Source organism: Enterobacter sp. 302C9, from assembly GCF_034106085.1.
GTDB classification, from domain to species: domain Bacteria; phylum Pseudomonadota; class Gammaproteobacteria; order Enterobacterales; family Enterobacteriaceae; genus Enterobacter; species Enterobacter asburiae_B.
This window is the reverse complement of record NZ_JAWNBW010000007.1, coordinates 176,628-198,213: the sequence shown is the minus strand read 5'-3', so window position 1 is coordinate 198,213 and position 21,586 is coordinate 176,628. Positions and strand designations below refer to the sequence as shown.

Annotated in this window: 3 protein-coding genes; all 3 read right to left on the bottom strand. The window is 62.5% G+C overall.

The window, feature by feature from the left end; translation table 11 throughout:
- Positions 1-5 precede the first annotated feature (5 nt).
- Entirely contained in the window at positions 6-1,181 is a 1,176-nt protein-coding gene (locus UR289_RS15210; RefSeq protein WP_029740549.1) for an HlyD family type I secretion periplasmic adaptor subunit, read from the bottom strand.
- A complete protein-coding gene (locus UR289_RS15205; RefSeq protein WP_320710766.1) occupies positions 1,178-3,358 on the bottom strand; it encodes a type I secretion system permease/ATPase in 2,181 nt (726 codons plus the stop codon). The genes UR289_RS15210 and UR289_RS15205 overlap by 4 nt, the downstream gene beginning before the upstream one ends.
- A gap of 176 nt (positions 3,359-3,534) precedes the next feature.
- A complete protein-coding gene (locus UR289_RS15200; RefSeq protein WP_320710764.1) occupies positions 3,535-21,540 on the bottom strand; it encodes an Ig-like domain-containing protein in 18,006 nt (6,001 codons plus the stop codon).
- Positions 21,541-21,586: the final 46 nt, after the last annotated feature.

Sequence of the window (21,586 nt, the reverse complement as noted above, 5' to 3'; positions counted from 1 at the left end):
TTTCCCTATCGTTCCCGCAGCGCCTCTTTCGCCTTGTTCAGCGGTTTCAACAGATAATCCAGAATGGTTTTGCTGCCGGTTTTAATATCAACGGTGGCAATCATGCCCGGAAAGACCGGAAATTCCTGACCCTGCTTATTGGTCAGATGGTTACTGTCGGTACGGATATAGACGCGATAGTAGTAGACATCCCTTTTCACCTCATCCTGCAGGGTGTCCGGCGAAATCATGGTCACTTCCCCTTCCAGCCCGCCGTAAATGGAGTAGTCATAGGCCGTAATTTTCACCAGCGCTTTCTGGCCGGGATGGATAAACGCCACATCGCGCGGCGAGATTTTCGCTTCGACCACCATCTGATCGTCAAGCGGGACAAGGCTCATCAGCTTGCCGTTCGGCGGGATAACGCCTCCCACGGTCGTGACGTCAATATCCTTCACGATCCCGCGAACCGGGGCATTGAAGGTCAGCCGGGTCAGGGAGTCCTCACGCCCTTTCATCACCGAACGCTGGGCCTCAATCTCCGCATTGGCTTTTGCCAACTCTTCACGGGCGCGAACGTAATACTGGTTTTTCATCTCGGTGATTTTGTTCTCAAGCTCGTTTTTTTGACGCTCAAGACGTAACACCTCAACCTTGCTGGCCGCTCCCTGGGTCACCAGAGGACGAGTTAACGACAGCTCGCGCTGCACCAGCTCGGCGCCCTGACGCAACCCGGCCAGCCCTTTTTCGAGGCTTTCACGACGGGACTGGTAAAGCGCCGTTTCCTGTTTGACCAGCTCAACGTCGTCATCCAGCTCCTCCGGAAACGCGAGCTCCGTGTCGTTCACCTCGGCCTTCAGGCGCGCAGCGGTTGCCAGCGCCGCATTCAGGCGAGACTCGCTCTCCAGCACGCTCGACTCGGTTTTTGTCCGGTCAAGCTGCGCGAGCTGCTGCCCGCGTTCCACGATATCGCCTTCGCGCACCATCAGGCTGTGGATGATTCCGCCTTCCAGAGACTGGATGACCTGCTCATGCGAAGACGGTATGACCTTGCCACTGCCGGTCGTCACTTCATCCAGATGGAACAGGCTTGCCCAGGCGATAAACACCGCCAGCAGGGCGAACAGGGACCATGCCACCAGCGACGAGCGCGGCAGGCGCGGCTCCTTCAGTCGGCTATTGAAACGAGAGAAATCATTCATGCCGCGCCCTCCTCTGCAACCGCCGCCGGCTTCATGGTCACGGTGCGCTGCGCGGCTTTCTGCGGCGCCATGCCGTGCTGGTGCAGGATCGCATCGCGCGGGCCGTCCATCACCACCTTGCCGTTTTCCAGCACGATGATGCGGTCGACCAGGTCCAGGATCGGCAGGCGATGCGTCGCCACGACCAGCGTCCGGCGTTTACCCAGCCATTTGTGAAGATGCTGAATAAACTGCTTCTCGCTCATTTCGTCCAGCCAGGCGGTAGGCTCGTCCAGCAGCAGAATAGTCGGCGAGGTAATCAGCGCTCGCGCCAGCAGCAGCGCCTGACGCTGACCGCCGGACAGGCCAGCCCCGCCCTCGTTGATGATGTAGTTCAGCCCCATTTTCTGCTTGCGCACAAACTCCAGCGCGCCGCTGTTAACCAGCGCCTGATGAATCTCATCGTCGGTGGCTAACGGGTTCCCCATCAGGATGTTGTCCCGCACGGAGCCAAAGAACAGCCGGGCCTGCTGGCTGAGCAGCTGCATGTCGCGGCGCAGGTCGGCCGGGTCCAGATGATTGAGGGCAATATCGTCGAGCAGGATGCTGCCCTGCTGCGGCTCCTGCATGCCCGCCAGCAGCTGTAACAGCGTGCTTTTACCGGAACCGTTGCGCCCGAGCACCGCCACGCGCTCTCCGGCGCGGATCTGCAGCTTGCCGATATTGAGCACGGTGAGTTTTTCTTCCTCGTCGTAATAAAACCCGACGTCCTCAAGCGCATAGTCGCCGCGCAGGTGGGCTTTGTGCACCTTCTTGCCGTGCTGCGGATCGTCAATCGGGCGCTGCATGAGGTCGTCCAGCCCCTTGCGGGCCACCTTTGCCGACTGCCAGCGCGAAAGCACGCCTGAGATCTGCGACAGCGGCGCGATGGTGCGCGACGCCAGAATCGAGGTTCCCACCAGCGCACCGGTAGTCATGTCGCCGCTGATGACCAGGTAACAGCCCACCAGCAGTACCACCGCGTAGACGATGGACTGCACCTCCTGAGTCCAGGTCAGCAGTAAACCCGTCAGCCAGCGCTGCTTCATGCCGACGCTGGCGGCAACGTCGTTGGTATTATTCCACTGGTGCTGGAAACGCTGCTCGGCGCGCATCAGCTTGATGTCTTCAATGCCCTGCACCGCTTCCACCAGGGTGGCGTTACGGATGGCGGATTCACGCATCCCTTCGCTGGAGAGTTTCCCCAGCGGGCGCTGCACCAGCAGGCCGGGGATGAGCAGCAGCGGCACGGCGAGCAGGACCACCAGCACCAGCGGCCCGCCAATCATCCACAGAATAAAGACGAACAGCAGGAAGAACGGCAGGTCGGAAATCGCCGCAATGGTGGTCGAGGTAATGAGCTCGCGCACCGACTCCAGCTCGCGGATCTGCGCAATAAACGATCCGGTTGATTTGGAGCGTGCGCCGTTTTTAATCCGCAGCGCGTGGGCAAACACGCGTTCAGAGATACGCAGGTCGGCGCGCTTCCCCACCACGTCAGAAATATGCACGCGCAGCATGCGCATGATGAATTCGAACACGATGGCGATCATCACGCCGCCAAACAGGACCCACAGCGTGGCTTCCGACTGCGACGGTACCACCCTGTCGTACACCTGCATGGAGAAGACCATGCCGGAGAGCGCCAGCACGTTGGCCACCAGCGCCACCAGCATAATGTCGCTGTAGCGTCGCCAGTCCTTCAGCGCCAGCTGCCAGAACCAGTTTTTCTCATAGGGTTTGATGTAGTCGTCCACGCGGGCATCCGGCGTGGATTCGAGCGGGCGCAACACCATCAGCCCCTTTAACCGCGCCCCGAGTTCGTCACGCGTCAGCGTGGTCTCCAGGCCGCCGTCGCCGCTAAACTGCAGGCTGACGTTGCCTTCGCTGTCCATGCGGTTAATGACCGCGATTTGTCCGCCGGTGAATTCCGCCAGCAGCGGCAGGCGCCACGGATCGAGGGATACCGATTCAGCCGCCACCATACGCATCCCCAGCCCAAGCTGGCGCGCCATCTCCTCCAGCACCAGCTGGCGCGGAGACTGGCTTTCATGGTTAATCGTGACCCGAACATGCTCCGCCGAAAAGTCCAGCCGGTAGTGTTTCGCGATGATGAGCATGCCCTGCAGCCAGGGTTCGTACTGTGGATGTGTCTTCATAATGCTACGTCCTGTCCAGAGCGGTAATTTCGCACTGAAATGATACCTTTACGGAATGATTAAAAATCGAACGCTTTCTAAACGAGCCCGCAAAATAATCATGTGAAATATAGGGTTATGGCTATTCATGTAAAGAAACGCAAAAGGCCGCGGGGATCGCTCCCCGCGGCGTTGTTTTACGCAATTAACAGCTGATGGTTCGCCAGCAGCGTCGCCAGATCCGTCTGCACGCCGTTCAGGGTCACCAGCGTGGTTGGCGAGAACTGACCGCCGGTACCGTCCAGGTCAACCTGGATCTCGGTATTGCTGCCGTTCTGCACCACGCGGATGTAATCGCTGATATTGCCCGCGCTGCTGTCCAGCGTGGCGACGCCGTTCACGTAGCTCGCCGAGCCCGTGCCGGTATAGCCGCTGCCGGAGAGCAGATCGCGTAGGTCAATGCGATCCGTGTCCGCGGTCCCTTCCCAGGTGCCGACCGTAAAGCCGTTCACCACGTCGTGGCCGTTACCGCCCGTTGCATCCGAGGCGTTGATCAGCTTGTAGAGCAACGTATCGTGACCGCCGCTGCCGATGTTGAAGGTGTCGTTCCCACCGCGGCCTTCGAACTGGTTATCACCGCTGTTGCCGGTAATGACGTCGTCGAAGTTCGAGCCGTTGATCCCCTCAATGTTGAGCAGTCGTGACGTTCCGAACCCGGTGTCCTGCGCGGTTGAGAGGCGCAAATCAACGGTCACGCCGGAGGTCGCATTGCGGTAATCCACCACGTCCATCCCGCCGGTGTTGCTCCAGGTGTCGTAGTCGGAATGGGTATTCCAGCCGCCGGAGCCGTTGTAGGTATAGGTGCCGTTCTCTGCGATAAAGGTGTCGTTATACCCGGTCCCGGTTATGGTCCCGCTGTGGCCGCCGGTGGCGGCTTCGGCCGTCAGGACGTAGCCCTCTTTGCCGTTGCCCGCTTCCAGACCGCTCCAGGTGACGTTATCCGACACGCCGTTGGTGATCTTCAGGATTTCGGCCGAATAGGTTTCATTCGGATCCAGACCGTAGAAGCTCACCAGCGCAGAGGTATCGTTCGACCCGATACCGGACTGGGCGTTGATGATCTGCGAGGCCACCAGCACGCCCGCGGCGTTGTACAGATTAACCGTGTTGCCGTAGTAGGCATTGATGCCCTCGCTGTCGACAATGTGCAGGTGCATCGCGGTGCCGTCAGCAATGGTTTTGCTGTTTTGCACCAGCACCACCTTGCCGTTCTGCTGAGAGACCAGCAGATCCTGCGCGCCGTCCCAGTTGTAGTCGACTGCGGCCACACCGGTAACGTTCGCCAGGCCGGAAGCCAGCTGGCTGGAGGTCCAGGTGGAACCGTAGCCGTTGTTGGTAAACAGCGTTGCCGTCTGCGAGCCGCCGTAGGTGCTGAGCTTGATGATGTCCATCTGCCCGTCACCGTTCCAGTCCACCGCCACCGACAGATACCCCGCCGTGGCGTTAGAGGCTTCCACCGCGCTCTTGGTGGCAGAGAGCTTCCCGGTACCGTCGTTGTAGTAGATCACCCCGCCGTTGTTGTTGTAGCTGCTGCCCAGGTACAGATCCATGTAGCCATCGCCGTTGAAGTCCGCCCACGTCATGGACGCCGCCGTGGTGGTATTCGAGGCGTTTGCCACAAACACGTTCGTCAGGTTCTGACCGATAGAGAGCGTGCCGTTACCGTTGTTGTTGATCACGGTTAACGAGTACGCGCCGCTGCGGTTGGTGTGCTGAACGATATCCACCGTGCCGTCGTTGTTCAGGTCGACGCCGGAGATTTCACGCCCGGAATCGAACTGGCCGTAGAAACCGCCTTCGCCACCGGTGCCGTCCGGCGACAGAACGCCGTTGTTGTTCACCAGGTAGGTCAGTGAGTCCATGCCGGCATCGCCGTACGCCAGATCCAGATAGCCATCGCCGGTTTTGTCGTAGGCAATCACGCCGCCGTACCAGATGGTGGTGCCCATCGCCAGCTGGCTGGCGTTATAGGTGCTGCCATCGTAGGTCCACATCACCTGCGTTGACCCGGCGTAGGTATTTTCCGTCGCGAAGATATCCTGCGTGCCGTTACGGTCAAAGTCGGCGGCGGTCTGGCTCACCACGTAATAGCCGCGGGTGTTGGTCAGCGCATTTCCGGCATAGGTCGAGCTATCGCTGCTGGAGTATGACTGGCCGTTAGCAATGATATTCCACAGACCGCTGCTGTTCATGCCGAGGGTCATGGTGGAGTTGTTGCTGTTCCCCGCCGTGGTTGCCCAGTCGGTATTCACCGAGGTGGTATCAATCACCAGGCTGCCGGTCGCCGTACCGGTGGTATTGCCATTACCTGCGCTGCTCTTCACCTGCGCCGTCACGCTGTAGCTCGACACGCTCAGCGCATCGCCGTCCGGGATCTGCAGATACCAGGTGTTGTGATCCGGATCGACCACCACCGCACCGCCGGTCTGGGAGGTGTAGGTTTTTCCGTTCACCGTTACCACCAGGTATTCACCGTTCACCAGATCAGCGGAGACGGTACCGCTGACAATCGGCGTGGTGTCCGACGTGGTCTGCGCGGTAATCGCCGCCGTGGTGGTCGGGATGCTGGTATCAACGTTCAGCACAAAGCCGTCCGATTCCGTGTAGTTACCTGCCCTGTCGGTGACGCGCACAATGTAGGTGTGGTTGCCGTCGCTCAGGCCGTTGTCCTGGAAGGACCAGCTTGCGCTACCGTTCATGGTCACCTGGCCGAGCAGGACCCCGTCACGGTAGAGCTGCACAATTTCACCGTCGTCCGGGGCGCGGTTAAGCGTACCGTTGATCAGCGGCGAGTTATCGTCCGTTGCCACCGCGCTGCCAAAGGTCCCCTGACGCTCGCCTTCGCCGTCGGTATAGCTCACTACCGTGCCTAGGGTGGCTGGCGGCGTGGTGTCCACCGTCACCACCTGAGAGGCGGTGGAGCCGACGTTGCCCGCCTGGTCGATAATCCTCACCTGGTAGGTGTAGTCCCCGTCAGCCAGATCGCGGGTATCGGTGTAGCTCCAGCGCTGGTTGGTGACCGTGGCATCTGACCAGGTGTTCCCGCCGTCCAGGCTGATCTGTACGCGCTCGTCGTTTGCCAGCGCGCTGCCCAGCGAACCGTTGATGGTCAGCGTGGTGTCCATGGTGATGAAATCACTCCCGGACTGGCCGGTATCTTCGCTGATGCTGTCGATGGTGATGCCGTACTGCGGCGCCTGCGTATCCACCGTCACCGCCTGCGAGGTGGTTGCCCCGACGTTCCCCGCCTGGTCAACGACCCGCACCTGGTAGTTATGGCTGCCGTCGGTCAGGGTACGGGTGTCGCTGTAGCTCCACTGCGTACCGCTGACGGTGGCGTACACCCATGTCGTGCCGCCGTCCATGCTCACCTGCACGAATTCACCCGCGCCCAGCTCTGCGCCGAGCGTTCCGTGCAGCGTGTACGAGGTCGAACTGGTCAGGAAGTCGTTATTGTCGAAGCCGGTATCCACGGTGATGTTATCCACGGTCACCGTAATCGCCGCATCCGGGGCGACCGTATCGACGGTCACCTGCTGATGGGCGCTGGCCCCCACGTTGCCCGCCGCATCCACCACGCGAACGTAGTAGTCATAGGTCTGGTTACCCAGCGTGCGGCTATCGACGTAGTACCAGCTGTTGCCGGTGACAATCACGTTCTGCCAGGTGACGCCGCCGTCGATGCTGATCTGGGCATATTCGCCGTCGGCCAGCGTCGCGCCGAGCGAGCCGTGCAGCGTCAGGGACGTATCGTTAGTGACAAAGTCGCTGCCGCTCAGGCCGGTATCGTCGCTGATGCTGTCGATGGCGATGGTTTTGCTGGCGTCCGGCGCAACCGTATCAATGGTCACCACCTGGCTGGCGGTGGCGCTGATATTGCCCGCGTCGTCAATCACGCGCAGCTGGTAGTTGTAATCCCCGTCGGCCAGCGTGCGGCCATCGACATAGGTCCAGCTCAGGCCGCTGACGCTGACGTCTGTCCAGGTAACGCCGCCGTCGAGGCTGATCTGCGCGTGGTCGCCGCTGCCCAGCGCCGCGCCGAGCGTCCCTTTCAGGCTGATCTGGCTGTCGCTGGTGATAAAGTCGCTGCCGGACAGACCCGTATCCTGGGTGATGGAATCCACCGTAATGGTCGTCGCCGCAGGCTTCGTCTGATCGATCACCACGTCCTGGCTGTCCGTCGCCCCCACGTTGCCCGCGTTATCGATAACGCGCACCTGATACTGATACGTACCGTCCGTCAGGGTGCGGCCATCGGTGTAGCGCCAGGTGGTGCCGGTCACGGTCAGGTCAATCCAGGTGGTGCCGCCGTCAAGGCTGATCTGCGCCTTCTCGTTATTGCCGAGCTGCGCGGTCAGCGAGCCGTTGACCACCACCTGGCTATCGTTGGTGATGAAATCACTCGCGCTCAGGCCGGTGTCGTTTTGCAGCGAATCAATGCTGATGCCCATCGACGGCGCGGTGAGATCCACGGTGACGGTGTGGTTATCGCTGCCGCTGTTGCCGATGGTGTTGCTGACCTGCGCGTTAATGACGTACGAACCGCCGTCCGCCAGCGCGGCCACGTCTGCGCTGCCCACCGTATAGCTCCAGCTGCCGTCATTCTGGACGGTCGCCGTGTAGGTTTTACCGTTCAGCGTGATGGTCACCGTCTGGCCCGCCGGGGCGTCGGTGGTGCCGCTGACGACCAGCGGCGTGCCGTGCTCGGCGGCGTTGACGATATCGTCCTGCGCAAAGGTGTTGATGGTGATGGTTGGGACATCGCCGTTCAGCGTCACGTCGTGCGTCGCGCTGCCCGGGTTGCCCGCCCTGTCGCTTACCGAAGCGGTGATGGTGTAATCCCCGTCGCTCAGGCCAAGGAAATCACGGCCCGGCACGAAGACCGACCACGAACCGTCCGCCCCGACGGTCGCCTGATAGCTGTGCCCGTTGAAGGAGACGGTCACCGTCTGGCCCTGTTCCGCCGTGGTGGTGCCGCTGATGGTCTGGCCCGCCAGCTGCTCCGCGTTGTTGACGATATCGTCATCGGCCACGGTGCTGATGGTCACGGTTGGCGCGACGGTATCGACCGTTAAGGTGTGCGTGGTCTGGCCGTTATTACCCGCTTTATCGTTGACCGAGGCGGTCACCGTCAGCGCGCCCTGGCTCAGCGCGGCCAGATCGGCTGCCGGAACATCCAGCGTCCACGTCCCGTCATTCGCGACGGTGGCAGTGTAGGTTTTGCCGCCCAGCGTCACGGTGACGGTCTGACCCGCCTCCGCGCTGGAAGAGCCGCGCACGGTCAGCGGCTGCTGCGCTTCAAGCGCGTTCAGCATGTCGTCACCCGACAGCGTCGCAATGCTCACGACCGGCGCAGTGGTATCTACGCTGATGCCGTGGGTCGCCGACGCGCTGTTGCCCGCGCTGTCCTGTGCCGAGACGGACACCTGGTAGCTCGCGCCATCGGCCAGCGCACCCACGTCGGCGGCCGGAACGGTGGTCGTCCAGCTACCGTCGCTCTGGATGGTGGCCGTATAGCTCTTGCCGTTCAGCGTCACGGTGACCTGCGTCCCGCTGGCGAACTGGGCGCTGGAGCCGTTAATCACCAGTGCCGAACCGGCTTCAGCCGCGTTGATGACGTCATCGCCGCTGAGGGTATTGATGGTCAGCGCCACGGAGGCCGTGTTCACGACCACGTCGTGGGTCTGGGTGCTGCTGTTGCCCGCGCTGTCGGTAATCGTCGCGCTGAGGGTCACGGTGCCGTCGGTCAGCGCGGAAATCACGCTGGCCGGCACGCCCACGCTCCAGTTACCGCTGGCGTCAACGGTGGTGGTGTACTGGTTCGAACCGATGGTGATGACCAGCTTATCGCCGACGCTCGCGCCGGTTGCCGTGCCGCTGACGATCTGCGCCTGCCCGTGCTCCACGCTGTTGATGACGTTATCGCCCGCGACGGCGTTAAAGCTGACGGTCGGCGGCGTGGTATCAAGCGTAATCGCTTTGCCCGCGCTGCCCGGGTTACCCGCGGCGTCGCTCACGCTGACCTGCACGGAGTAGCCGTTATCCGCCAGTGCGGACAGGTCGGAGCCAGGCACGTTCACGCTCCAGATGCCGCCCTGCTGCACCTGCGTGGTATAGCTCTTACCGCCCAGCGTCACGGTGACCGTCTGACCGACTTCCGCCGTGGTGGTGCCGGAAATGGCCACGCCCGCAGACGCTTCGCTGGCGTTAATCACGTTATCGCCTGCGACCGTATCGATGGTCACGGCTGGCGCGGTGGCGTCCACGCTGTACTCGCGGCCCGCCGAGGCGCTGTTGCCGTGCGCGTTGGTGACGCTCACCTGCACGCTGGCATCACCGTCCTTCAGGCCCGCGAGATCCGCAGACGGCACGGTGGCCGTCCAGTTACCGTCGGCATCGACTTTCGCGGTGTACGTCTTGCCGCCGAAGGTGATGGTAACGGTCTGGTTTTCCTCCACGTTCGAGGTGCTGCCGGACAGCACCAGATCCGCGCCTTTCTCCGCCGCGTTAATCACGTCGTCGGTGGCAATCGCATCGATGCTGATAGCCACCGCTGACAGATCGACGGTCACGTCATGGCTGATGGTCACCGGGTTGCCCGCCGCGCTCTGGCCTGCAACGGTCACGGTGACCGTGCCCGCATTCAGCGCGCTAACGTCCGCCGCCGGGATCGCCGCGCTCCATGTGCCGTCTGCCAGCACGGAGGCCGCATAGGTTTTGCCGTTGACGGTCACGGTGAGCGTGGTGCCTGCCGCCAGCCCGTCGCTGGAGCCGGTAACGATCAGGTTCTGCCCGTGCTCGATGCTGTTGATCACATCGTCGCCCGCCACGGTATCAATGCGCAGACCCGGCAGGCTGGCGTCGATAGTGATATCGCGCTCGCCCGCGCCGGTATTGCCGTGGCCGTTGGTGACGGATGCTGACACCGTCAGGTCACCGTTGCCCAGCGCCGTCAGGACGGATTCCGGCACGTTCACGGACCAGGTCAGATCGCTCTGCACCGTTGCGGTGTAGCTGTTGCCGCCAATGGTGACGGTGACAGTATTGCCCGCTTCCGCGTTCGCTACCTTACCGCTGATGGTCTGACCCGCGGCCACTTCCGCCGCGTTGATGACGTTATCGCCCGCCACGGTATTGATGGTGACGGTCGGCAGCGCGGTGTCCACCAGCAGGGTCGCCGTATTACTGACGCTGTTGCCCACGCCGTTGGTTGCAGTCGCGCTCAGGGTGTAATTCGCTTCGCCCAGACCCGCCAGATCCGCTGCCGGAACGGTCAGGCTCCAGGTGCCGTCCGCCGCCGTCGTGGCCGCGTAGTTTTTGCCGTTGAGGGTTACGGTCACCACGGTGCCTTCCGCGAGGTTGGCGCTGGTGCCGCTGACGCTCAGGTCCTGACCTTTCTCCACCGCGTTCAGCACGTTGTCGCCGCTGATGGCGTTGAACGCCACGGACGGCAGGCCGGTATCGACGGTCACGTTATGGCTGCCGGTGCCGGTGTTGCCCGCCGCGTCGGTGACTGACGCAGTGACGGTCACGGTGCCGTCGCTGAGGCCGGAAATCACGCTGGCCGGTACGCCCACGCTCCAGTTCCCCGCCGCGTCCAGCACGGTGGTGTAAGTCTGGCCGCCAATCGTGACGGTGACCTTATCGCCCGCTGCCGCGCCGGTGGCGGTGCCGCTGATGATGTGCGCCTGGCTGTGTTCTGCGAGGTTAATGACGTCATCGCCCGCCACGGTGTTGATGGTCACCGCAGGCACGGTCACGTCCACCGTCAGATTGCGATCCGCCGACGCCGGGTTGCCCGCCTTGTCGCTGACGCTCGCCGTCACGGTGACGCTGCCGTCGCCGAGCGATGCCAGATCCGCCGCCGGAACGTTCAGCGTCCAGCTGCCGTCCGCGCCTGCGGTTGTGGTGTAGTCTTTGCCATTCAGCGTCACGGTCACGGTCTGGCCCGCTTCGGCGCTGGTGGTACCGGATACGGTCAGATCGGACTGCGCTTCTGCGGCATTCAGAATATCGTCAGCCGCCAGGGTATGAATGGTCACGGACGGCGCGGTCGCATCCACGCTGTACTCGCGGCCTGCCGAAGCGCTGTTGCCGTTCACGTTGGTGACGCTCACCTGCACGCTGGCGTCACCGTCCTTAAGGTGTGCCAGATCCGCAGAGGGTACGGTGTAGGTCCAGTTACCGCTGTCGTCTACTGTCGCGCTATAGATTTTGCCGTTCAGGCTGATGGTCACGGTCTGCCCGGCGTCCACGTTGGTGGTCGCACCGGACAGCACCAGATCCGCGCCCTTCTCTGCCGCGTTAATTACGTCGTCGGTGGCGATGGCGTTGATGCTGATGGCAACGGTCGCCAGATCTACCGTCACGTCGTGGCTGATGGTAATCGGGTTGCCCGCAGAGCTGTCGCCGGTCACGCTGATTTTGACGGTGCCTTGCGGCCACGCGCTCACGTCGGTGGACGGGATCGCCGCGCTCCAGGTGCCGTCCGCCAGTACGGTCGCCGCATAGGTTTTACCGTTGACGGTGACGGTCAGCGCCGTGCCTGCCGCCAGCCCGTCGCTGGAGCCGGTGACGATCAGGTTCTGCGCGTGTTCGATGGTGTTGATCACGTCATCACCCGCGACGGTGTCGACGCGCAGGCCCGGCAGGTTAGCGTCGATAGCGATTTCGCGCTCGCCGGTGCCGGTGTTGCCGTGGCCGTTGGTGACGGTCGCCGTTACGCTCAGGCTGCCGTTGCCCAGCGCGGTCAGCACGTCAGACGGCACGTTCACGGACCAGGTGAGGTCGTTCTGCACCGTTGCGGTGTAGCTGTTGCCGCCGATAGTCACGGTTACCGTGTTGCCCGCTTCGGCATTCGCCACGGTACCGCTCAGGGTCTGGCCTGCCGCCACTTCCGCCGCGTTGATGACGTTGTCGCCCGCCACGGTGTTGATGGTTACGGTCGGCAGCGCGGTATCGACCAGCAAGTTCGCGGTGTTGCTCACGCTGTTGCCCACGCCGTTGGTGGCGGTCGCGTTCAGGGTATAGTTGGCCTGACCCAGACCGGCCAGATCCGCTGCCGGAACGGTCAGGCTCCAGGTGCCGTCTGCCGCGGTCGTCGCCGTATAGTTTTTGCCGTTGAGGGTCACGGTCACCACGGTGCCTTCCGCGAGGTTGGCGCTGGTGCCGCTGACGCTCAGATCCTGACCTTTTTCAACGGCGTTCAGTACGTTGTCATCGCTGATGGCGTTGAAGGCCACCGATGGCAGACCGGTATCGACGGTCACGTTATGCGTGCCGGTGCCGGTGTTGCCCGCCGCGTCGGTGACTGACGCCGTTACGGTTACGGTGCCGTCGCTGAGGCCGGAAATCACGCTGGCCGGTACGCCCACGCTCCAATTCCCCGCCGCGTCCAGCACGGTGGTGTAGGTCTGGCCGCCGATGGTGACGGTCACCTTATCGCCCGCTGCCGCGCCGGTGGCGGTGCCGCTGATGATTTGCGCCTGGCCGTGTTCTGCGAGGTTAATAACATCGTCGCCCGCAACGGTATTGATGGTCACCGCAGGCGCGGTGATATCTACCGTCAGGTTGTGATCCACGGACGCCGGGTTACCCGCTTTATCGCTGACCGATGCGGTGACGGTCACGCTGCCGTCGGTTAATCCAGCCAGATCCGCCGCCGGGACGTTCAGCGTCCAGCTGCCGTCTGCGCTGACGGTTGTGGTGTAGTCTTTGCCGTTCAGCGATACGGTCACGGTCTGGCCCGCTTCGGCGGTGGTGGTGCCGGATACGGTCAGATCGGACTGCGCTTCAGCGGCGTTCAGAATATCGTCGGTCGCCAGGGTATTAATGGTCACGGACGGCGCGGTCGCATCCACGCTGTACTCGCGGCCCGCCGAGGCGCTGTTGCCGTTGACGTTGGTGACGCTCACCTGCACGCTGGCGTCGCCGTCTTTCAGGCCCGCCAGATCCGCAGACGGCACGGTAGCTGTCCATTTGCCGTCGGCGTCCACCGTGGCGGTGTAGTTCTTGCCGCCAAAGGTAATGGTAACGGTCTGGTTTGCTTCCACGTTCGAGGTGGTGCCGGAGAGCACCAGATCCGCGCCCTTCTCGGCCGCGTTAATCACGTCGTCAGTGGCGATGGCATCAATGCTAATGGCAACGCTCGCCAGATCCACCGTCACATCGTGGCTGATGGAGACCGGGTTACCGGCGCTGCTCTGGCCCGATACGGTCACGGTAACCGTGCCTTCGGCCAGCGCACCCACGTCCGCCGCCGGGATCGCCGCGCTCCAGGTGCCGTCCGCCAGCACGGTCGCCGGATAGGTTTTGCCGTTGACGGTCACGGTCAGCGCCGCGCCAGCCGCCAGCCCGTCGCTGGAGCCGGTGATAATCAGATTCTGCCCGTGTTCGATGCTGTTGATCACGTCGTCACCCGCCACGGTATCCACGCGCAGGCCCGGCAGGTTAGCGTCTATCACGATTTCGCGCTCGCCCGTTCCGCTATTGCCCACGCCGTTCGTGACGCTGGCCGACACCGTTAAATCACCGTTGCCCAGCGCGGTCAGCACGGATTCCGGCACGTTAACGGACCAGGTGAGATCGCTCTGCACCGTTGCGGTGTAGCTGTTGCCGCCAATCGTCACGGTAACGGTGTTGCCCGCTTCGGCATTCACCACCTTACCGCTGATGGTCTGCCCGGCTGCCAGCTCCGCCGCGTTAATGACGTCGTCACCTGCAATGGTGTTGACGATCACGCCCGGCAGAACGGATTCCACGTTCACGGTGTGCGACGCGCTGGTATTGTTGCCGACGCTGTCCGTTGCTGAGGCGGTGACGGTATAAAGCGCCTCGCCCAGCTGACCGACCTCGTTCGCCGGAACGGTAGTCGTCCATTTTCCGTTATCGTCCACCTGCGCGCTGTACGCTTTGCCGTTCAGCATCACGGTCACCACCGCGCCTGCCGCCAGGCCGGAAGCCGTACCGGAGATCGTCAGATCCTGAGTTTTCTCGGCGTTGTTGATCGCATCGTCACCGGAAACGGTGTCAATGGTCAGCACCGGCGCGGTCAGGTTCACCTCTACGCCGTGCGTGGCGCTGTTGCTGTTGCCCGCTTTATCGGTCAGCGCCGCGGTAATAGTGTGATCCCCGGCGGCCAGCGCGGTTACGTCTGCCGCAGGCACGCCCACGCTCCAGTTGCCTGAGGCATCCAGGGTGGCGGTGTACGATTTGCCGTTGAGGGTGACGGTGACCACATCACCGGCCGCCGCACCGGTCACAGAACCCGTGACAATCAGTGCCTGCGCATGCTCGGCGCTGTTGATCACGTCGTCGTCGGAAACGGTGTGGATGGTCAGCTGCGGGACGGTGGTATCGACCAGCACGTCGCGATCCGCTGAGGCCGGGTTGCCCGCCTTATCAGACACGGCGGCGCTGATGGTGTAGTTGCCGTCGGTAATACCGCTCAGATCCGCGGACGGCACGGTCACGCTCCAGCTGCCGTTTGCCTGCACGGTGGTGGTGTAGTCCACGCCGTTCAGCGTCACGGTGACGGTCTGGCCCGCTTCGGCGTTGGTTACGCCGTTAACGACCAGATCCTGCTGCGCTTCGGCCGCATTGATGATGTTGTTGTCGCTGACGATCTCGATAGACACCGTCGGCGCGGTGGCGTCCACGCTGTACTCGCGGCCTGCCGACGCGCTGTTGCCGTTAACGTTGGTGACGCTCACCTGCACGCTGGCATCGCCGTCTTTCAGGCTGCCCAAATCAGCGGACGGTACGGTCGCCGTCCAGTTGCCGTCGGCATCGACCGTCGCGGTGTACGACTTGCCGCCGAAGGTAATGGTGACGGTCTGGTTTTCTTCCACGTTGGAGGTCGAGCCAGACAGCACCAGGTCCGCGCCTTTCTCAGCCGCGTTGATTACGTCGTCCGAGGCAATCGGGTTAATGCTGATGGCGACTGCCGCCAGATCCACCTTCACGTCGTGGCTGATGGAAACCGGATTGCCCGCCGCGCTCTGGCCTTCCACGGTCACGGCAATCGTGCCCGCATTCAGCGCGCTGACGTCAGCTGCCGGAATGGCCGCCGTCCAGGTGCCGTCTGCAAGCACGGTTGCGGCGTAGGTTTTGCCGTTGACGGTCACCGTTAACGCCGCGCCCGTTGCCAGGCCTTCGCTGGAGCCGGTGATAATCAGGTTTTGAGCGTGCTCAATGCTGTTGATGACATCGTCGCCCGCCACGGTATCCACGCGCAGGCCAGGCAGGTTAGCATCTATAACGATTTCGCGCTCGCCGGTTCCGGTGTTGCCGTGGCCGTTGGTGACGCTGGCTGACACGGTCAGATCGCCGTTACCGATGGCGGTTAAGACCGTGGACGGCACGTTGACCGACCAGCTCAGATCGTCCTGAACCATCGCGGTGTACGTATTGCCGCCAATTGAAATCGTGACAGTGTCACCGCTCGCCGCGCCGCTCACTTTGCCGCTCAGGGTCTGCCCGGCAGCCACTTCCGCTGCGTTAATGACATCGTCCGTGGCGACAGGGTTGATGGTGACCTGCGGCAGCGCGCTGTCGACGAGCACGCTGTGGCCGGTGCTCGCGCTGTTGCCCGCCGCGTCGGTTACGCTCGCCGTCACCACGTAGCTCGCTTCGCCCAGCGCGGAGACGTTTGCCGCCGGAACGGTGATGCTCCAGCTGCCGCTGGCGTCGGTGGTGGCCGTATAGCTGATACCGTTCAGGGTCACCGTAATGGTGGTTCCGTCCGGCTGGTTGCTGGTGCCGGACACCAGCAGATCCTGGCCTTTCTCGGTCGCGTTGATCACGTCGTCAGCCGCCAGGGTATTGATGGCAACCACCGGCGCGGTCAGGGAAACGTCAAACTCGTGCGTAGCGGTGGTGCTGTTACCGGCTTTATCGGTGAGTGTCGCGGAGATCGTCTGTTCGCCGTTAACCAGCGCGCCCACGTCCGCCGCCGGAACGCCCACGCTCCAGCTGCCGGACGCGTCCAGCATGGCGGTGTAGTCTTTGCCGTTCAGGGTCACGGTAATCACGTCACCCGCCTGCGCGCCCGTGACCTTACCGGAGACAATCAGCGCCTGGCCGTGCTCGGCAATATTCACGACGTCGTCGCCCGCGACGATGTTGAACGAAATCTGCGGTACGGTGGTGTCGACCAGCACCGAGGAGCCCGCGCTGGCCGGGTTGCCTGCCTTATCGGACACGGTCGCCGTGACCGCCGCGCTGCCGTCGGCGATGCCTGCCATATCCGCAGCCGGAACGTCGAGCGTCCAGCTGCCGTCCGCCTGCACCTGCGCGGTGTACTGATTACCGTTGAAGGTCACGGTGACCGTCTGGCCTGCTTCGGCAGTAGAGGTGCCGCTCAGGGTCAGATCCTGCGCCGCCTCCGCCGCGTTCAGCATATTGTCATGGCTGATGGTGTTGATGGTCACCGTCGGCGCGGTGGTATCGACGCTGAACTCCTGCGCCGAAGACGCCGCGTTGCCGTTCACGCTGGTGACGGTTACCTGCACGCTGGCGCCACCGTCTTTCAGGCCGCTCAAATCGGCTGCCGGAACGGTCCAGGTCCAGTCGCCGTTAGCATCCACCGTCGTGGTATAGGTTTTACCCGCAAAGGTAATAGTCACGGTCTGGCCCGCTTCCACGCTGGAGGTGGTGCCGGAAAGCAGCAGATCCTGGCCTTTTTCCGCCGCGTTGAGCACGTTATCGTCGGTCACGCTGCTGATGGTGATGGCGACAGGCGCGAGATCGACGTCCACAACGGTGCCGATAGTCACCGGGTTGCCGGAAGCATCCTGCGCGCTTGCCTTGATATCCAGCGAACCGTCCGCCCACTGGGAGACATCGGCCGCCGGTACCGCCGCCTGCCAGGTGCAGTCCGCCAGTACCGTTGCGGAATAATCTTTGCCGTTGATGGTCACGGTCACGGTGCTGCCCGCCGCCAGATCGGTGCTGGTACCGGATACAATCAGGTTCTGAGCGTGTTCAATCACGTTAATTACGTCGTCACCCGCCACGGTATCAATACGCAGTCCCGGGAGCTGGGCGTCGATGGTGAAGTCGCGAGAAGAAGAGCCGGTATTGCCGTGCGCGTTGGTCACGCTGGCGGATACGGTGAGGTCGCCGTTACCGAGCGCGGTTAACTGGCTCTCGCTTAACGGCAGGCTCCAGGTCAGATCGTCCTGCACGGTAGCGGTGTACGTCTGGCCGCCAAGGATAATGGTGACAGTGTCACCTGAAGCCGCGTTCGTCACCTTACCGGTCAGGGTTTGCCCTGCCGCCACTTCCGCTGCGTTAACGATATTGTCGCCCGCCAGCGTGTCGATCGTTACCACCGGCAGGGAGCTGTCCACCAGCACGTCGTGCGAGGTTGAGGCGCTGTTGCCTGCGCTATCCGTAACGCTCGCCGTCACGGTGTAATGGGCTTCTCCCAGCGCGCTTACGGCGGAGGCCGGTACGGTCACGCTCCAGTTACCGCTGGCGTCAGCGGTGGCGGTGTACTGAATGCCGTTCAGGGTCACCGTAATGGTCGTGCCTTCCGGCTGGTTGCTGGTGCCGGAGAGAAGCAGATCTTCGCCCTTCTCGGTCGCGTTGATCACGTCGTCCGCCGCCAGCGTGTTGATACCGATGACAGGCGTCACGGTATTCACCACCACATCGAGCGAACTGCTTCCGGTGTTGCCGGATCGGTCGGTCACGGAGACGTCGATTGTCCAGGTGCCGTCAGTCAGCCCCTGCACGACGGACGCCGGCAGGCCAAGGCTCCAGTTCCCCGCCGCATCCACCACGGTGGTGTAATCAACGCTGTTAATGGTGATGGTGACCAGGTCGCCCGCTGCCGCACCGGTGACGGAGCCGCTCAGGATCTGCGCCTGTGAATGGGCGAGCTGGTTAACGGTGTTGGTGTCGGTGACAAAGTCGTTGATGGTCACCTGCGGTACGGTTGCGTCCACCAGACCCACGCGATCGGCGCTGCTGGCGTTGCCCGCCACGTCGCTCACGGTGGCCGTCACGGTCACAATGCCGTCGTTAAGGTCACCCACGTCAGCCGCAGGCACGCTCAGCTGCCACGTACCGTCCGCCTGAACCGTGGTCTGATACGTTTTGCCGTTCAGCGTCACGGTGACCGTCTGGCCAGGTTCCGCACTGCTGCTGCCGCTTAACAGTAAATCCTGCTGCGCTTCAGCGGCATTGATGATGTTGTCGGCGGTCAGGTTATCGAGCGTAATCGCCGGAGGCTGCGTATACACCGTGACCACGCGCGCGGCGTCCGCGCTGTTGCCGCTGACGTTAGTGACGCTGACGCTCACCTGCGCGCGCCCGTCGATCAGGGTTTCCATGGCGCTGGCGGGTACGGTCAGGCTCCAGGAGCCATCCTGCTGCACCTGCGCGGTGAAGGTCTGGTCGGCGAATTTCACCACCACGGTCTGCCCCGCCTCCACGCCCTGCGTCTGGCCGGAAAGGGTTAAATCACCGCCTTTTTCTGCCGCATTCAGCAGGTCATCGCCGGAGACGGTATCAATGGTGACCGCCACGGCGTTCAGATCGAGTTCAATCGGGTGTTCAGCCGCAACGGGATTGCCCCAGGCATCTACCGCGCTGACGCTCACCGTCATGCCGCCCGCCGTCCAGGCCTGCAGGTCCGCCGCCGGAACGCCGATCTGCCAGCTGCCGCTGGCGTTAACTGCGGTGACGTACTCCACATTGTTGATGGTGACAACAATCTGCGTGCCCGCGGCCAGATGAGTGCTGGAGCCGGTGACGCTCAGATCCTGCTGCTGTTCGATGGCGTTGATCACGTCATCGCCGGAAATGGTGTTCACCCGCAGGCCCGGCAGCTCCGCGTTGATATTGATATCACGCTCGCCGGTGCCGGTATTGCCGTGCCCGTTGGTGACGGACGCGGTGAAGGTCAAATCCCCGTCGCCGAACGCCTGAAGATCCGCTGACGGGATTTTCACGCTCCAGGTCAGGTCGCTGCCAACCGTTGCGGTGTAGCTCTTGCCGCCTGCGGTGATGGAGACGGTATCGCCCGCCGCCGCGCCGGTAACGCGACCGCTGAGGGTTTGATCGACGCCCGCTTCGGCGTTATTGACCAGGTTGTCGCCCGCAAACGTATTGATAATGACCTGCGGAAGAACGGTATCCACCAGCAGATTCGCCTCGGCAGAACCGCTGTTACCCACGCTGTCGGTCCCGCTGACGCTGACGGTATAAAGCGTGTTCGCCAGATTCAGGACGTCGGAAACCGGCACCTGGACAGCCCAGATACCGTTTTCGACGGTGGCCTGATAGCTGACGTTGTTCAGCGTCACGGTGACGGTGGAGCCGTCCGGCAGGTTGCTGGTGCCGGTCAGGCTCAGCGGCTGCATCGCCTCCTGGGCATTCAGGACGTTATCCTGGCTGATGGCGTCAATCGTAAATTCCGGCGGGTGTCCGCTCAGCGTAATGCCGTGCGTGGCGCTGCCGGTGTTGCCTGCCGCGTCAGTGACGGAAACCGAAAGCGTGTGGTTGCCTTCACCCAGCGCGCCCAGCACGGACGCCGGAACGCCCACGCTCCAGCTGCCGTCCGCCAGCACCACGCCGGTGAATGTCTGGCCGCCAAGCGTCACGGTGACCACATCGCCCGCGGCGGCACCGCTCGCCAGGCCGGAAATAATGTGCGCCTGGCCCTGCTCGCTGATATTGAGGATATCGTCGCCCGCCACGGTATGGATGGTGACGATCGGCGCGGCGGTATCCACCGTGAAATCTGCCGTCACGGACGAGCCGTTGCCCGCTTTGTCGCTAACGTTAACCGTCAGGGTGTGATTACCCTCACTCAGCGCCTGCACGTCGTTCACATCAAGCGTGACGGACCAGGTGCCGTCACTGCCCACCGTGGCGTTATAGTTTTTACCGTTCAGCGTGACCGTGACGATCTGACCGGCTTCCGCATTCGTTTTACCGGTCAGGGTCAGCGGCTGATTGTGCTCAGCCGCATTAATGATGTTGTCCTGCGCGAGGGTATCGACAGAAAGGGTTGGCGCGGTGGTATCCACCCCAATCGTCTGGCTTCCGCTGACGGTGTTACCCGCCGCGTCTTTACCGCTCACGCTAACCGTCCAGGTACCGTCGCCCAGCGCCTGCGCGTCCGCTGCAGGCACGTTAACACTCCACCCGCCGTCTGCCCCGACTTCAGTCGCGTAGGTTTTGCCGTTCAGCGTCACGGTGAGTGCGGTACCCTGCGCCAGGTTTTTGCTGGCACCGGAAAGCGTAAAGCCCGCGGATTGCTCGCTGGCGTTCAGCACGTTATCGCCCGCCGTGGTGGCCAGCGTAATGGCGGCGTCGGCGGTAGAGACCGTCACGGTGATACTGCCCGCAGAGGTGGTTTTACTGCCGTCGATCTGCACGACGGACCAGGTGTGTTCCCCGTCCGTCTGGGTCGGTAATATTACCGTCCAGGTGCCGTCTTTACCGACCATGGCGCTGGCAATGGTGCTGCCGCTGCTGTCTTTGATCTGGATGGTCGCGCCCGGCTGACCGGTGCCGCTAAAAGTTGGGTTGCTGTCGTCCGTGATCTCGTTTGCGCTCAGCACGCCCTGCTTGTCACCCGCTTTATCCGACAGCAAGAAGGTCGGCGTCGCGCTTTCAACTTCTTTCGTATTATCAATGACTTTTGTTTTAGTTTCGCCGTCACCGCCGTTTGCCAGCAGTGCCCCGATGGCACCGCCGCCTAACGCCGCTCCCGCAATCCAGCCCCACGGCGCGTCGCTTAAAACACTTTCCTGCTCGAGGAAAGGTTGAATGCTGCTAATCGGTGTGGCCTGCGCGGTTAACTCGGTCACCGCAACGCCTGACGCTTCCCCGGCATCGGCAAAAGAAATATGCGTCAGTTCCTGACGGTCGTTGAACACCAGCTCTGACTGATTATGCGTTTCTGGATCTTCGACAAAATAGTTATTGCAGCGAATAACGCTGCCATCTTTCATATAAATGAGGAGATCTTTACCCTGGCGGACATAACGCGCCACATCCTGAGCAGAGCCCTGGATTTCAATCACGCTCGGCGATGAAATAGAGACCGACAGATTTCCTTCGCCGGTTAATTTCGTTTTCTCCGCCGTTTTGCGAATGATGACATCAACAACTTTCATGTTACTCATATTCTTCTCCTTGCAGGTGTACGGATTCCTGTGGATATGTCCACCA

What these genes read in the sequence shown, in the direction of transcription:
- UR289_RS15200 (WP_320710764.1), bottom strand. Translation starts at nt 21,540, where the DNA reads ATGAGTAACATGAAAGTTGTTGATGTCATCATTCGCAAAACGGCGGAG.
- UR289_RS15210 (WP_029740549.1), bottom strand. Translation starts at nt 1,181, where the DNA reads ATGAATGATTTCTCTCGTTTCAATAGCCGACTGAAGGAGCCGCGCCTG.
- UR289_RS15205 (WP_320710766.1), bottom strand. Translation starts at nt 3,358, where the DNA reads ATGAAGACACATCCACAGTACGAACCCTGGCTGCAGGGCATGCTCATC.